The organism is Psychrobacter sp. DAB_AL43B, from assembly GCF_900168255.1.
In the GTDB taxonomy this organism is placed as follows: Bacteria; Pseudomonadota; Gammaproteobacteria; order Pseudomonadales; family Moraxellaceae; genus Psychrobacter.
Genome location: NZ_LT799838.1, coordinates 2,627,224 through 2,642,623, shown reverse-complemented (window position 1 = coordinate 2,642,623; position 15,400 = coordinate 2,627,224). Strand labels below are relative to the sequence as shown.

At 43.4% G+C, this 15,400-nt stretch carries 12 protein-coding genes; 11 read left to right on the top strand and 1 reads right to left on the bottom strand.

Features of this window, described 5'->3' with window-relative positions; translation table 11 throughout:
- The first annotated feature begins 116 nt into the window (after positions 1-116).
- The 4 genes from DABAL43B_RS14275 to DABAL43B_RS11210 all read left to right on the top strand — a co-directional run bounded on the left by DABAL43B_RS14275 (position 117) and on the right by DABAL43B_RS11210 (position 4,264).
- Positions 117-254: a hypothetical protein gene (locus DABAL43B_RS14275; RefSeq protein ID WP_171996352.1), complete on the top strand. Its 138-nt coding sequence runs from the start codon at positions 117-119 to the stop codon at positions 252-254.
- Between the two features lie 173 nt (positions 255-427).
- Positions 428-1,456: a TatD family hydrolase gene (locus DABAL43B_RS11220; protein WP_079692448.1), complete on the top strand. Its 1,029-nt coding sequence runs from the start codon at positions 428-430 to the stop codon at positions 1,454-1,456.
- 156 nt (positions 1,457-1,612) lie between these two features.
- Positions 1,613-2,419, top strand: coding sequence for a ThiF family adenylyltransferase (locus DABAL43B_RS11215; RefSeq protein ID WP_413771846.1), 807 nt, complete (start codon positions 1,613-1,615; stop codon positions 2,417-2,419).
- A gap of 21 nt (positions 2,420-2,440) precedes the next feature.
- Positions 2,441-4,264: a GAF domain-containing hybrid sensor histidine kinase/response regulator gene (locus DABAL43B_RS11210; RefSeq protein ID WP_227516682.1), complete on the top strand. Its 1,824-nt coding sequence runs from the start codon at positions 2,441-2,443 to the stop codon at positions 4,262-4,264.
- 98 nt (positions 4,265-4,362) lie between these two features.
- On the opposite strand, the gene efp is transcribed toward DABAL43B_RS11210, so the two are convergent.
- On the bottom strand, positions 4,363-4,935 hold the full coding sequence (gene efp / locus DABAL43B_RS11205) for an elongation factor P (protein ID WP_079692445.1): 573 nt from the start codon (positions 4,933-4,935) through the stop codon (positions 4,363-4,365).
- 234 nt (positions 4,936-5,169) lie between these two features.
- Here efp and epmB point away from each other — a divergent pair, with 234 nt between their 5' ends.
- The 7 genes from epmB (at position 5,170) to DABAL43B_RS11170 (ending at position 15,377) form a co-directional block, all read left to right on the top strand.
- Positions 5,170-6,177, top strand: a complete 1,008-nt coding sequence (gene epmB / locus DABAL43B_RS11200; RefSeq protein WP_079692444.1) for an EF-P beta-lysylation protein EpmB — start codon at positions 5,170-5,172, stop codon at positions 6,175-6,177.
- A gap of 184 nt (positions 6,178-6,361) precedes the next feature.
- Positions 6,362-8,077, top strand: a complete 1,716-nt coding sequence (locus DABAL43B_RS11195) for a hypothetical protein (protein ID WP_079692443.1) — start codon at positions 6,362-6,364, stop codon at positions 8,075-8,077.
- 237 nt (positions 8,078-8,314) lie between these two features.
- A complete protein-coding gene (locus tag DABAL43B_RS11190) occupies positions 8,315-10,408 on the top strand; it encodes an EAL domain-containing protein (protein ID WP_079692442.1) in 2,094 nt (697 codons plus the stop codon).
- 223 nt (positions 10,409-10,631) lie between these two features.
- On the top strand, positions 10,632-11,090 hold the full coding sequence (locus tag DABAL43B_RS11185) for a c-type cytochrome (protein ID WP_079692441.1): 459 nt from the start codon (positions 10,632-10,634) through the stop codon (positions 11,088-11,090).
- Positions 11,091-11,133: 43 nt separating this feature from the next.
- Positions 11,134-12,093: an AAA family ATPase gene (locus tag DABAL43B_RS11180; protein WP_079692440.1), complete on the top strand. Its 960-nt coding sequence runs from the start codon at positions 11,134-11,136 to the stop codon at positions 12,091-12,093.
- 33 nt (positions 12,094-12,126) lie between these two features.
- A complete protein-coding gene (locus tag DABAL43B_RS11175) occupies positions 12,127-13,176 on the top strand; it encodes a hypothetical protein (protein WP_079692439.1) in 1,050 nt (349 codons plus the stop codon).
- Complete coding sequence (locus DABAL43B_RS11170) at positions 13,173-15,377, top strand: DUF3488 and transglutaminase-like domain-containing protein (protein WP_079692438.1); 2,205 nt, start codon at positions 13,173-13,175, stop codon at positions 15,375-15,377. Before DABAL43B_RS11175 ends, DABAL43B_RS11170 begins: the two co-directional genes overlap by 4 nt.
- The last annotated feature ends 23 nt before the right edge of the window (positions 15,378-15,400 follow it).

The window sequence follows — 15,400 nt, the reverse complement described above, 5'->3', positions numbered from 1 at the left end:
ACAGATAACCTATGTGTATCAGGCTTTTAATTACAGCACTGCTTATAGCAATGCATAAATATTGATATAATTATAATTATAAAGTCACAGCCTACTCATTTAAAAAGGCAAACACAATGACAGTATCTACCAATAAAAAAAAGTGGCTTACCTTAAGCGCAGCTGGCATTATTCTATTACTCGTTCCGCGGCGCAGTAGTAAAAAGGCAGATAGAGCGTTGTCGAATAAAGCTAAGAATAAAGATAGCGGTTAAAGCGGGCGATTAAAATTAATAGTCAAAATAAATGCGCTTTAAAGTAGAGAATCTATCTGTTTAGAGATTACGAAAGCTTATCGTTTAAAGATGGTTTTTTAAAACTAACGCTTTAAAGCTCATTATTTAAAAAGAAAAGTTGTTGTACCAATTATTAATTTTGGAGTCTATTGATGACTGCTATTAGGGCATCCTTTATCGATGATGAGACGCTACCTCCTATTTTCCCTCTAATTGACACACATACTCATTTCGACGCACCTGTGTTTGATTCTGATAGAAGCGAGCAGGCACATCTTGCTTATGATCAGGGGATACGTCATCTGGTATTAGTCGGTTATTTACATCGACATTTCGATCGGCTATACGAAACTGAGAAATTATTAAATAAGGGATTACTCCTAAATGAAGAACTGCCAGCCATTATAGGGAAGGATGACAACCAAAAACAGTCACTTCCCAAGGCGCATATTGCGTTAGGCTTGCATCCTTTTTATATCGAGCAGCATACTGAAGCGCATTTAGAGAAGATGGCGCAGATGCTCAATGACAAGCGTCCGCTGGCCATCGGTGAAATCGGTTTAGATAGTTTTACGGATGTCATGAAGCAGCCTGAAATGATTGCCAAACAACAGCGTTTTTTTAATGCTCAGCTGGATATGGCAGTAGCTCATCAGCTACCGGTCATGCTCCATATTCGTAAAGCCCATGCTGAAGCGTTAGCGTTACTAAAAGCTCATGCTTATGACGCACATAAGCTGGGTGGTATTGCGCATAGCTTCAGTGGTGGTATGCAAGAAGCCAAAGCGTTTGCGAAATTAGGTTTTAAGCTTGGCGTTACTGGGCAAATAACCAATCCCAATGCGAAAAAGTTGCGCCTTGCTATTCAGGCAGCTGTTGATAGTTATGGTATTGAATGTTTGGTCATTGAAACTGACTGTCCAGATATGACACCTATTATGTGCCAGACTTCAGATAACACCTTAGACAGCACTTTATACGGTAATGCGTCAGCACTCGGACAAAGCCCAGATAATGAATGGGGTGATACGCCTGCTCATAATAGAAACGTCCCTGCTAATTTATCTTATGTGTTACTAACTCTGAGTGAGTTACTTGAGGTGCAGCCATCTACTCTTGCTCAGCAATTGTGGCACAATAGTTGCACAGCTCTACAAATGAAATGGCGTTATCCAACCTAAAAAATTAGCTCATACTCATTAATAAGCTGATGAATAAACAATGAAATTCTTTAAAAGAGCCTTTAACCTGTTATGACTGAAGATATGCAATGGCAGCAAACCATTAACCAGCCGAATACTACTGCACAACAGCAATCTGATATTGAAGAATCACAGATGTTAGATGATGCAGATGAGCAGTATGAGCGCCGTTTTAAAGGCACAAAGACGCTGTATGGCGTTTCAGCAGTGGATACATTTGCCGCAGCGCATGTTTATGTGATTGGTGTTGGCGGGGTAGGTTCTTGGGCAGCAGAAGCCTTGTCTCGAACGGCAGTGGGTAACATTACGTTGATTGATTTGGATATATTGGTTGCCTCTAACGTCAATCGGCAGCTGCCTGCTTTAGATAGCACTTTTGGGCAAAGTAAAATTGCGGCGATGGCGACGCGTATCCGTGAGATCAATCCAAAAGTAACGCTGCATTTGATTGATGACTTCTTGACCGTTGAAAATGTAGCCACACTATTACCCAGTCGTGAGGAAGCCAAGGCTGCTGCGCAAAACAGTCCGATTGTGATTTTAGATTGTGTTGATGATATGAATGCCAAACTTGCCATTGCGCTGCATTGCCGGTTTAACAAATTAAAACTGGTCTGCGCAGGTGGGGCGGGCGGTAAGATAGACCCAAGCCAAATTAGAATCGGCGATTTACGCGATAGCTATCAAGATCCACTACTTGCTAAACTACGTAATAAATTACGCCATGAAAAAGGCATTAATAGTGCTTTAAAAGAAAAATTTGGTATCAAGTGTGTCTATTCGATAGAACCACCGCGGGTAGACAAAAGCAGTCAGACAGGTGGTTTGCACTGTGGTGGTTATGGTTCGGCCGTAGTCGTCACCTCGGTAGTAGCAATGCTTATGGTGAGTGAGGCATTACAATTATTGCTCAAGCAGGCGGCTGTTAAGCCAAGCGTCTGATATGAATTAATGGAGTCCATCTTGTCTACATCCAACTTGCTAGAGAATAGTTATCCCATCGCAATAGATGAAGTTGAGCGTATCAATAAGCTTAAAAAATATCAGGTACTCAATACTAATGAAGAGCCTGCTTTTGCGCGCTTAACGCAGCTGGCGAAACTGTTTTTTAATATGCCTGTGGTTGCCATTACCTTTATGGATGAGGAAACTCAGTATCTAAAATCTGTCCATGGACTTGGCGGTGTTTGTACGACGGTGCGCAAAGTTGCTATTTGTAATTATACGGTGCTCTCTAATGAGGTTTTTGTGGTACCAGATTTAACAAAAGACAGCCGTTTTAGCCAAAACCCATTGATTACAGAGTCACCTCATCTGAGGTTTTATGCCGGCGCTCCCATCATCATGCAAGAAGATGGTAAAACCTATCGTCTGGGCTCTCTGTGTTTGATGGATATGCAACCTCATCATGACTTTAGTGACGAGCAAGCAAAAATATTAACGCAGTTTGCGGTGATGGCTGCCGATGCTTTACAACTACAAGATCAGCAACGTAATGCTAAGCATGCCAATGAGATGAAATCAGAGTTTTTGGCCAATATGAGCCATGAAATACGGACGCCAATGAATGGCATTATTGGTATGGTTGAGATGTTGAGTGAAACTGAGCTTAGCGCTGAACAACAAGAGTATGTCCATAATATAAAAGTCTCAAACGAGCATTTGCTCGCCATTATCAACGGTATTTTAGATTTATCGAAAGTCGAAGCGGGCAAAATGACCATCGATTCTATTCCGATGAACTTATCGAGTTTATGTAATGAGGTTGTTAACTTATTTGCGATCAAAGCCCGTCAGCGTAGCTTAATTTTAGATTATCATTATACCGAATCATTATCGCCTTATGTCAAAGGGGATCCGGTACGGCTCAAACAAGTCATGGTAAATCTGGTTAATAATGCCATTAAATTTACCCGTGAAGGCGGTCGCGTGACGATTGATGTTAAGCATATGCCACACAATCCTTGTGAAGATGGCGATGATTGCTACAGTGCTATGGGTCACAATGCTATGAAAGGTCAAAACAGTAGCGTAGAGCACGGCATTTATGGCGTGGCTGATGATGTTAATTTGGTTGCTCATAAAGATATGACGCTGTGTATTGAGGTCACAGATACGGGTGTAGGTATTAAGCCGGAGTCATTGGATGCGATATTTGATGCTTATGATCAAGCAGATAAATCTACCCATCGCCTTTATGGTGGTACAGGACTCGGATTGTCTGTTTGTAAATCTTTGGTTGGTTTAATGGGTGGCTATATTGAAGTAGATAGTACGGTCGGTTTCGGTACTACTTTTAGGGTATTATTACCATTGCCACCTATTGATGAGGAAAGCTATGAGACATGGCAAGATTCTAATGACTTTGCCATGACAATACCCAGTGACGATCTTATCGGTCATATCTTATTGGTCGAAGATGATAGTGTCAACGCCATGATCGCCAAAAAAGCACTCAATAATAGTGGTCATACCGTCACTCATGTGACTGATGGGCAACAAGCGATCGAGATTTTTGCCTTGAACCCTGAAATTTATGATGTCATTTTGATGGATCATCATATGCCAATTATGGATGGCGTACAGGCAACCATTAAACTGCATGAGCTTTATGATCCGCAAACATTACCACCAATTATCGCTTTAACCGCCAATGCGATGGATGGCGAACGCAAAAAATACCTCGATGTTGGTATGCAGGATTATTGCACCAAGCCATTCAAGCAAGAGCAACTCAATGCGTTGGTACAGTATTGGCTGATGCATAAGCGGTCGTCAGAAGAGTAGATTGCCGTTTAAAATAGCCAATCATAAGTCATTAAAAAAGCTTAACCATTCTATGAGTGGTTAAGCTTTTTTACTAATCTGATAACGAATAAAATCTATCAGCTGACGCGCGTTTGGTAATCACCGGTACGGGTATCGACACGGACTATTTCACCTTGCTGTACAAATAATGGTACACGAACCACGGCACCCGTTTCTAACGTTGCAGGTTTGCCGCCGCCACCTGAGGTATCGCCGCGTAAGCCAGGATCCGTTTCGGTAATTTGCAACTCAACGAAGTTCGGCGGAGTAATTGATAACGGCACACCATTAAACAAAGTAATCACGCATAGGGCGTTACTGTTGTCTTTTAACCATTTTACCGCATCACTAACAGCCGTTTTATCTGCTTGCAGCTGCTCAAAACTCTCAGGATGCATAAAGTGCCAAAACTCACCATCGTTGTACAGATAGTTCATTTCAGTATCTATAACATCTGCCGCCTCTAAGCTCTCGCCTGATTTGAAAGTCTGCTCGAGCTGTCTGCCACTGCGTAGATTGCGCATTTTGACGCGGTTAAAGGCTTGTCCTTTACCCGGTTTGACGAACTCATTTTCGAGGATGGAGTAAGGATTGCCATCAAGCATGACTTTGAGACCAGCTTTAAATTCATTGGTAGAAAAACTTGCCACGGAAGACTCCTAAGTGTTTATGAATAAGTGTTTATGAATAAGTGTTTATGAATAAAGGTTTATGAGTAAGGATTATAAATATTGTCAACGAGAATTGGATATTAAACTTGTAGTGATAAAGTAGTGCTAAAAGTCATTATCTCCCTCAGTGTTTAAAGGATAGGTCGTATGCTTTGATAGGCTACGCACTAAGAGCGTATAATATCGACTTTTGGCTACAGGTATTAGGTTGTCATGATAAACCATTTAATCACACAAAAAAACTGGCAAACGCAATTATCCGAAGCCATCACCTCTATTGATGAGCTGCTTGACATATTAAAGCTTGAATCACTGCGCGCAGAGGTCTATGTGCCTGAGCATTTTGAGCTACGAGTGCCGCGTGCTTTTGTGGCAAAAATGACAGTCGGTGATCGTAATGATCCTTTGTTAAGACAAGTATTGCCCAATCAAAAAGAGCAAATCGCAGTCACTGGCTATGTGGCAGATCCGTTAGCGGAAAACGCCCATAATCCGGTCAAAGGCTTACTGCATAAATATCAATCAAGAGTGTTGTTAACGATTACTGGTGCTTGTGCGATTCATTGTCGTTACTGCTTTCGTCAGCATTTTGACTATAGTGCCAATATGCCAACGGCTAGTGCAAAACAAAGCATCATCGATTATATCAGCAACCATCCTGAGATTAACGAGGTAATTTTGAGTGGTGGCGACCCGTTAAATGTGACCAATAGACGTCTATTTGCTTGGCTAGAGACTTTGGAGGCGATTGCGCAACTGACAACCATTCGAATACATACCCGTTTGCCATTGGTGATTCCAGCAAGGCTGGACGATGCGCTATTAGAGCGTTTGTCACAAAGCCGCTGTCAAATTGTGATGGTGATTCATTGTAACCATGCCAATGAGATAGATGTGCTCACCGCAGAGTATTTACAACGTGCTCGAGCTGCTGGAATTACCTTATTAAATCAAGCAGTACTTTTAAAGGATATTAATGATAGCGTTGCTGCGCAAACGATGTTAAGTCAACGCTTATTTACGGCGGGCGTACTGCCTTATTATTTACATCTGCTAGATAAAGTTGCCGGTGCCGCCCATTTTGACAGTGACGAGCGCTCAGCAATTGAGCTTTATTGGTCATTATTGGCAGAATTGCCCGGCTATCTAGTCCCTAAATTGGTCAGGGAGTTGCCAAACAAACCTTTTAAGGTGCCGATTAATATTTACAACGCTATGTAAAGTGGGCAATATGATGTATTAAAATTTTAGCAAACAAAGAGTGAATAAAAGTAACTAATCAACAATGCCTAATTAACCAAGCATAAATAGGTCAGTGAATGGTCATGTATGAGATTAATATTCATATTTAAGAATGAATCCATACATACCTATGAATAATTTGTGCAATTTACTAAGGATAGTAATGGTAAATTTATCGACGTTCCAAGCATTTTTAGCAGCTGATACACCCTTAGTACAGACGTTAAATAATTCTGTGAGCAGCAATGAGCCGCACCTGCGTAAATGGGCGGCACTACTGCCCGCGCAAACAGAAATTCAGCAAGCAGAGCAAATAGAACGAGTGCTGGCCGAGTTGCGTGTGGCTACTATAGATGATCGGCAACGTTTGACATTAACCAGTATTGTGATTGACGCTGCCAATCAATTGATTGCAACGTTACGCCAGTATTATATCTATGAGACAAAAGCTTTTAATGTCGCTCAGCTTGGTTATGTTGCTCAAGTGAAGTCGCTGTATTATTTAATAGTTATGGCGTTCAACGGTGTCATACATCGCGAAACTGCTTTTTTAAATGACAAGCAGCAGCAACCTTCAAGCAGTCTTTGGCAGCGCTATTTTACCAGCGAAAGATCGTCGCCTATCACTTTAGCGATTGCCATTTATCAAACGCTACTGATGTATCAAAAATTGCTGTTTGAAGACGCACTGTGCTATCAAAAGCCATTGCCATATATATGGTCTAACATCAATCAGCTATACCGCGTGGCTTATCAGCAGCAGGCAGTTGATACCGATTTGAGTGTCCATATTGTGACTAATCGCGCTGATACTATCCATCAATTATATTGTCAAATATGCTTGCACAGCTTATTAAATGTACGAGCGATGCGTCGATCTCATGTTTTATTGGTACAGCGTTTACTACCGCAGTGGAATGAACATCTGGTCGCAACCATAGAGCCGCGTACGGCAACACGAGTGTTTGTAAATTTGTATAGTAAAGAGCCGCCGACTTATTTGACTGCCCATTCTAGTATTAACCCTTACGACGCGCATCATGCGTGCTTGTTTATAGAACTTGCGCCTATGATTAGCTATTTAAAATCGCGTATTGAAGAATTAAGCGATGTAGGTAGAGTCGGGGTGGAGTATTGTTTAACTAATCATATCTCGATGGCGTTAAGCTATCGTTATATTCAACCAAAGCTCACGCTACCTATTAAATATAGTGCAAAACAAAATGCGCAAGTCATGACTGGGTTTAATGAGATTCATTACCGTATTAGTAACGCACAGAGCCTAACAAGCCTGATTGAAGCTAAAACGCTGCCAAAACATCAGCAGCCTCGCTATGATACTTTGCCGAAAAAGCAATCTGCCAGTAAAGAGGTGGCGGTCGAAATTTTTGATCGTGATAATGAGTTGTCGCACTTTCGTACGCTACGCCTGCTATCTGATTCAGATGAGCCGAATTTTAGTGATGAAAATGACATGCTTGTTTCTATCACACCGCCACCATTACGACTAATGAGTCTTTTTCTATTATGTCGTCCTGATATTTCTAACTCTCCTAATTGGTCAGTTGGGGTCGTGCGCTGGCTCACTTTGGATACCGAAAAACCCGAGCTGGAATGGCAAGTCCTTGGGCACAAGCTCATCGCCTGCGGGATTCGTCTACAGGATAGAGGGGCTCGCAGTCGGCATTTTGTGCCAGCGTTCATCGTCGGAGGCGATGAGTGTCTACAAACTGCTGATAGTTTATTATTACCGACCTCTCGTTTCCAGACGGGTGATAAAGTCATGATGCGTATCAAGGATAAACAAAAATCTTTGCGCTTAATACGTAGCTTAATGACGACTGATGAGTTTAGTCAATATGAAGTGGTGCAAGCTTAATTGGTATAAATTTCATCGCTACCAATATGCAGGTATAGGTATAGGCGCGACCATATAAATTTAACTGGCGCTTTAAAGCATCATCATTGATTCATATTATTTAATAATTGCCATTGTAAGTTAAGCAGCAGTCGGTTAAATTATTGTTTATAATGGCGACGCTGTTGTTCTTTTGTGTATTGGCTGTCGCCATGCGACGACCCATTAAATCATTTTATCAGATTAAAAAGGCTTTCTATGCGTACTCAGTCCATCTTAAACTTATTGGTTATCGATGACGACCAGCTTTATGCTGAGCGACTCGTACACTTGTTAGGTTCGTACTATGACAGTGTAAACTTAGGTTTTTTGGATGATAAAGACGAGTTGTTAAAATCGCTACGACAGTCATGGGATGTGTTGGTTTTTGGTCAAGCGTACGATATGAGCTTTACTGATGTGGTTGGCATCATCCAAGAACAAAGTATTGACTTACCCTTAATTTGCTTGATTAACAAAGAAACGGCAGCCACCGCGCATAATGAAGAAGGGCTTCCTGCTGTCGTGAGTGGCACGATGGTCAAAGCACTTTGCGTTGACCAAGAGATGCCTGTCGTCATGGCAATTTGTTTGCAGCATGATAATTTACGTAGTCGCCGCCAACTTAAAGCCTTGCGTCATGTGCTGTCTGAGGCAGAACAACGGGCAAATGTACTGATTAAAAATTCCAAAAGTGCAGTCGCTTATATCGATCAAGGTATTCATATTTTCGCCAATGATCCGTATCTGCAGTTATTTGGTTTTGAGGCAATGAACGACATCATTGGCATACCTATTATTGATTTGATTGCAGGTGGCGACAACGTCAAAGGCTTCAAACAGTTTTTACGTCAATTTGATAAAGGCAGCCGTAAAGACGTAGAGTTTAATTTTGAGAGTCGGCGTACTGACGGTAGTACGTTTGAGGCAAAGCTACAGTTGGCCGTCGCGACACTAGATGGCGAACCGGTTACCCAGATTATCATTCAACAAAATCACAGTAACAGCGCTGACGTTGCCAAACGTTTGGCTGAGGCTGAGCGTAAAGACAGCTTAACAGGCATTGATAACCGCCGCGGCTTTGAAGAGCAGTTGACAGAATTATATCAGCAAGCAAGACTGGGCTCTTTGACGGCGGGTCTTTTATATGTTCAGCTCGATAATATTGGTAAAATTAGAAGCAGTTTGGGTCTGCAAGGTATTGATAGTACGGTTAAACAAGTCGCTCAGGCGTTAGATGAGCTCGTGGCAGATGGTCATGTGAGCCGTTTTAGTGATACCGCATTTACCGTCTTAGTAGAAAATCGAACAACGGTAGAGCTTGAGAAGCTGGCTGAACAAATTGGTTTGAATATCAGCAAGATGTTTATCGAAGTTGATAAGCGTACAACCAATACTACGGCAAGTATTGCTATCGTTAAAATTGAAAAAAACACTCCTGAGCCGAGAGTGTTGCTTGAGCGGGCGATGGATGCCATCAGTCAAATTATGATTGAGACATCCAATCATGGTGGCAAGTATCATCTGTACGATGCTAGCGAACATGCCAATAGTGACGATCATGCGCTTGCAGAATCTCTGGTCGATGCGATTACCAATAATCGCTTTGAATTGTTATTCCAGCCAATATATGACATTAATAATGATCGTAGCGACTTATTTGAAGTGTATCTACAGCTACCACTGGCTGATGCGGACAATACCGTATTGACGCCCGACCAGTTTATGGCGGTTGCCAAATCCCACGAACTGCTTGAAAAAATTGACCGCTGGATACTGATTAACGCCTGTAAAAAAATCAATGAAGTACGTAAATCACATCCTGAAGCGCGGTTGCTAGTACAGTTGACCAGTGCTTCCTTGATTGATAAAAAGCTACCCAGTGTCGCCAGTCAGTTGATCAATGCAGTCGGTGGTAAAGCTGGCGCCTTGACGTTACAGTTCAATGAAAAAGATATCGCCGATCATTTAACGGTGGCGAAATCTCAGTTTTCAGCGCTCAACCAAGTGAGCTGTCAACTTGGTATCAATAATTTTGGCTCATCTGCGAAGTCGATTGAGCTTGCCAATTTTGTGCAGCCCGATATGGTGCGTTTAGCCCGTAGCTATATAGAAGGAATTGATGCAGCCGAAAATCTAGAAACGGTCAAATCGCTTATCGTCCGCACCAATGAGATTAAAGTCGATGTATTGATGCCTTATATTGAGGATGCTGCGACCATGTCCGTTGCATGGAGTGTGGGTGCGCGCTACCTGCAAGGCTATTATCTAGAAGCGCCTAGTAATACCATAAAAGTATCTAGCGAGACTTAAGCTTAAGACCATTTATACCAGCAGCACAGCCTCGCTTTTAAAGTGAATCGACTGTCGCTTTTTAAATATTAATAAACTGTTTTTTTATCTTATTTTATTCTCATCAGCAATAATTCGTTTATTGTCTACGTACGGCTATGTATGTCCATCACTATTTGCATTGCATTATAGTTGATGTGGACGCATACATAGCCAATGCCCCTCAATTAAAGATTACAACAACATGTCTATGATTAATAAATATCAACTGGGCGGCGTATTTGCTGCTGTTTTATTGCTTGCTGCTTGTGAGCGTACGCCTCCTGATTATCGTGCGCCTGTTACGCTGCCACTATATACAGAAGGTGATGCTGATAACGGCGCTCTAATATATAAAGACGCTTGTAGTCAATGTCATCAGCTAAACCCAGGTCTGAATAAAAAAGGCCCACAGCTGATGAATATTTATGGTGCACAAGCGGCGGAGCTAGCAGATTATACTTATAGTGAAGGCTTGCAAACCTCAGGTTGGGTATGGGATGCTAAGACGCTTGACCCGTATATCGCCGATGCTGAAAAAACCATGCCAGATTCAAAAATGCTAGCAGATCCCATGCCCGATGCTAAAGAGCGTGCTGACGTGATTGCTTACTTGTCCACCCTTCGGGCTGCTGCGCCGATAGGTGAAGATAATGCAAATTAACTTCCAATCATTATCCCTATAAAAAATGAGCCAGTAATTTACCATGACCCATGCAGCTACCGACTATCGGCATAATCAGCAAAAAATCGCCCAGTTAATGGCACAATTAAATCACATCGTGCTGGATAAACCACAGGTGGTCAAGCTTGCGCTCAGTGGCATCTTCGCTGGTGGGCATTTACTGTTGCAAGATTTACCGGGTATGGGTAAAACCACCTTAGCGCAAGGATTGGCACAATTATTAGGGCTAAGCTTCAGCCGTGTACAGTTTACCAATGATATGCTGCCTGCAGATATTTTAGGTATGAGTATCTACGACCAAAGCAAGCTACAATTTGAGTTTCGTCGCGGTCCTATTTTTACTCAGCTGTTGCTTGCCGATGAGATCAATCGCTCTAGTCCTAAGACCCAAAGTGCTTTACTCGAAGCAATGGAGGAGCGGCAGGTGACCCAAGATGGGCAAACCTACCCATTACCGCAGCCGTTCTTTGTGATAGCAACCCAAAATCCATTGCAGCAAGCAGGTGTATATCCCCTTCCTGAGTCGCAGTTAGATCGATTCTTATTATGTTTGTCGCTTGGTTATCCATCGCCTGCGGCAGAGCGCGAACTATTAAAAGGTCGGGATCGTCGCGAGCTGCTAAAAGAGTTGGATGCGGTGCTTGATACAGAGGCGGTTTTATTAGCTCAGCAAGGGGTCAAGCAAGTTTATGTCGCGGATGTGGTTTTGGACTATCTGCAAAGACTGGTCGCAAAAACACGAGCAAGCCACGAGTATCATGGTTTATCACCGCGTGGTGTGCTGTCGCTACAGCGTGCCGCACAGGCTTATGCTTATGTATCGGGGCACATGGAGATGACTCCTGAAGATGTCCAAGCAGTATTTGCTGCGGTCACCGATCATCGTCTTGGTCAGCGCTTTGTACCCGCGCATATAACTGGTGGACAAGCAACGCAGACTATCGCACAACGTATTTTGGCTGAAGTGGCGGTATACCAATGATATTTTCGATTCTATGGTGAGGATAGGGTAATCATGAGCCTTTTACCAAAAGCCTTTACCGACCCAATCACCTCAGCAGTTAGCCGTTGGTTTGCTTCGCGCGCGCCCAAAAATGACAGCGCCAAACTCAATTTGCGTAACGTTTATATCTTTTTTAGCCGTGAGGGTATGCTGTTTGCGGTGCTATTAATCATTACTTTTATTGCTGGTATCAACTATGGCAATAACTTGGTATTGGGCTTATGTTTTTATCTCATCAGTATTTGGCTCATCAGTTTTCATGTGACCTTTGCCCATATCTCAGGGCTACAAGTACGCCTGCTGGAAGTGACGATGGCAGAAGCGGGCGCTCCTGTTTGGGTCACCTTGCAGCTAAAGAGTGACAGCCGACAACCAAGGCGGCAGCTATTATTTAGCTTTGAGCAGCCTGACAAAAAAGTTGACCAAAAAACGAATAAGAAAGCTAATAAAAAAATCAAAACTAGCGTTGATGATCAGTATCCAGTGCTGGTGACACGGCTACAAGGTGAGCATGTTATTCACCTTCCCGTTCAAACCTTTAATCGCGGTCAGCTTGAATTACCGCGATTAAAGATAAAAACGGTTTATCCTTTAGGTATCATGCGCGCATGGTCATATGTCTATTTTGCGCGTACCGCGTGGGTCTATCCTAAGCCTGAAGTATTTGACTGGCAAGATCAGTATTCAACCGTAAGCTTGGAGGATTTGCCATTAGGCGGTCAGTATCGTCAAGGTCAAGATGATTTTGAACGGCTCGATAATTATATCGAAGGTGAGTCGCTGGCACGGGTATCTTGGGGTCATGTAGCGCGAGGTCAGGGAATGCTTACCAAGCATTTTGCGGATCCTGTCGGTCATGAGCAAACCTTAGATTATGCCGATATGCCAGCGGCACATCACGAGCAGAAGCTTGCGCAATTAGCGTATGGTGCGATGACACTGGGTCAACTAGGGGTGCCATTTAAAATGCGCTTAGCTAATGAGGCGCCTTCTGCTGCAGCGATGGGTGAAGGCGATGGCTTTGCACAAGCTTGCTTATTAAGGTTGGCAAAAGCACCATGAACGACTCTCAACGCTCAATTAAACCCTCCTCTAAGAAGCTATCTATACAAGCATCTGTGGAAGCATCTACAGCCAGCTTTGAGCGCTTAGCATTGGGTCAAAATGTCAGTGCTCATACGGATATGACTGCCGATAATAAATGGTATCGTAAGCTATTGGCATTGCCAGCCTATTATTGGGTGTTAATCGCTCAAATTATCGTTATTTTACCTCACGCTGCGCATTTGCCATTATGGTTAATGGGTTTTGCTGTTGTTAGTATTACTGCCCAGCTGCCGCGTATTAAAGTGAAGTTCAAAAAAGGTCGTCATTTAAAACGTGTTTATCAAGGCATGCAAATGCTTGGCTTCTTATTAGGGCTAGCAGGTCTGTGGCTGACTTATAATACGGCGTTTGGACTCGATATGGGCGTGGCGTTTTTAGTACTATGTCTTGTTAGTAAGCTGTGGGAATTGTACAAACGCCGTGATGCTTACGTCGTGCTCAACTTATCGTTGTTTGTACTGGCGGCGCTGTTCCTGATGGATCAAGGTATTGTCACAACGCTAGAGGTGATAGTAGGGGTGGTCATTGTATTATTGGCGTTCATTGCGCTAAATGACGATGGCAATACTCGCGGTGATGGCCGTCTGCGTACCTTAGGGATGTTAGGCATTGGAGCGTTGCCATTGTTGTTAGTGCTGTTTTTATTCTTCCCGCGCTTGCCACCGCTATGGTCAGTACAGTTATCTGGTCAGCAAGCGACCACGGGTGTTTCTGACAGCATGTCCCCCGGCGACTTTGCCAATTTGGGGCAATCGACCGAGCTGGCTTTTCGCGTAGAATTTAAAGACAGTCGCCCAGCGCAGCAGCAACTGTATTGGCGTGGCTTAGTGTTTAGTGACTTCGATGGGGTTACTTGGCGTCCTAGCCCTCAGCAACGACAATGGCGACCTGAACTACAAACGCCGGTTTGGATCGAAAATGCATTTGCTACCGTTCCCGATGAAGCAAAAGTTGCACCGAATAGCTATCAGATTATCTTAGAGCCTACGCAGCAAAACTGGCTATTTGGACTTGATTACCCTTTTGCCCAGCAGCAAGATGTCAGTATCACCTCAGACTTTACCTTATTAAAAGATCAGCCTGTTACCCAGCAGCTGCGCTACGATGTATTGCAATTTGCGCCCATGCGTATTGACCCTATTTTAAATGATGAGTCGCGGCGTCTAAATCTTGCATTGCCCAAAGATGGCAACCCCCAAGCACGAGCGCTGGCTCAGCAGCTTTTTACACAGTCAGATTCAGACCCTGTACGCTATATGGCGGCTATTGAGCGCTGGATTAATCAAACGGATTTTCGCTATACGCTATCCCCACCACGGCTGAAGAATAACCGTATTGACGAGTTTTTGTTTCAGACTAAAGCAGGGTTTTGTGAGCATTACTCTTCAAGCTTTACCTTTATGCTACGGGCAGCGGGTATTCCGGCGCGAGTAGTGGCGGGCTATCAAGGTGGCGAGCTAAGTCGTAGCGGCAATGTCTGGGAAGTACGGCAGATGGATGCGCACGCTTGGACGGAGGTTTGGCTTGAGGGTCAAGGCTGGGTACGTGTTGACCCGACTGCGTTTGTAGCGCCTGAACGGGTAGAACAAGGCATGGATGCACTGACACAAGCGCAAGGGGCAGCCATGTTTGGAGATGGCGCTAGTGCACAAATCAGCTATCAGCAGTATCAAATGCTACAAACCTTACGGCGCTTATCAGACCAAGCCAGCTACTATTGGCAAAAAGACGTCGTCGGCTACGATCAGGACAAGCAAGCGGACTCGCTATTAAAGTGGTTTAACATCCGCTCAATCATGCAGCAAATTACTTGGTTAGCGATAAGTGCTATTACGGTCATGGCTATTTTAGTATTTATTATTTGGCAACGTCGCCGCAAACGCTGGCACCCAGCAGACTTGCCACTTGCGCAATTATCAAAGCGTATTGGCAAAAGTGATAAATCATTAGCGCGCACAGAAAATGAAGGACAGTTAGCGTGGCTTGAACGTTTGGCAACCGCTATTGATTCGAAAGCTGCTCAAGCAAAAATTGTGCAAATTCAACAAGACTATCGCCAGCTACGCTATGGACGCTTAAGCACACTTGAAACTCGTGATAGTGAGTACCAAAAATTGCTCAAACAGCTAAAGAAAAATGTGCGTGAATTACTTTAATGGCAGTTATTGAAAGTCTTAGC

Excerpts from the sequence above, each read along its gene's own strand:
- DABAL43B_RS14275 (WP_171996352.1), top strand. The coding sequence starts at position 117 with ATGACAGTATCTACCAATAAAAAAAAGTGGCTTACCTTAAGCGCAGCT.
- DABAL43B_RS11220 (WP_079692448.1), top strand. The coding sequence starts at position 428 with ATGACTGCTATTAGGGCATCCTTTATCGATGATGAGACGCTACCTCCT.
- DABAL43B_RS11215 (WP_413771846.1), top strand. The coding sequence starts at position 1,613 with ATGTTAGATGATGCAGATGAGCAGTATGAGCGCCGTTTTAAAGGCACA.
- epmB (WP_079692444.1), top strand. The coding sequence starts at position 5,170 with ATGATAAACCATTTAATCACACAAAAAAACTGGCAAACGCAATTATCC.
- DABAL43B_RS11195 (WP_079692443.1), top strand. The coding sequence starts at position 6,362 with ATGGTAAATTTATCGACGTTCCAAGCATTTTTAGCAGCTGATACACCC.
- DABAL43B_RS11190 (WP_079692442.1), top strand. The coding sequence starts at position 8,315 with ATGCGTACTCAGTCCATCTTAAACTTATTGGTTATCGATGACGACCAG.
- DABAL43B_RS11185 (WP_079692441.1), top strand. The coding sequence starts at position 10,632 with ATGTCTATGATTAATAAATATCAACTGGGCGGCGTATTTGCTGCTGTT.
- DABAL43B_RS11180 (WP_079692440.1), top strand. The coding sequence starts at position 11,134 with ATGACCCATGCAGCTACCGACTATCGGCATAATCAGCAAAAAATCGCC.
- DABAL43B_RS11175 (WP_079692439.1), top strand. The coding sequence starts at position 12,127 with ATGAGCCTTTTACCAAAAGCCTTTACCGACCCAATCACCTCAGCAGTT.
- DABAL43B_RS11170 (WP_079692438.1), top strand. The coding sequence starts at position 13,173 with ATGAACGACTCTCAACGCTCAATTAAACCCTCCTCTAAGAAGCTATCT.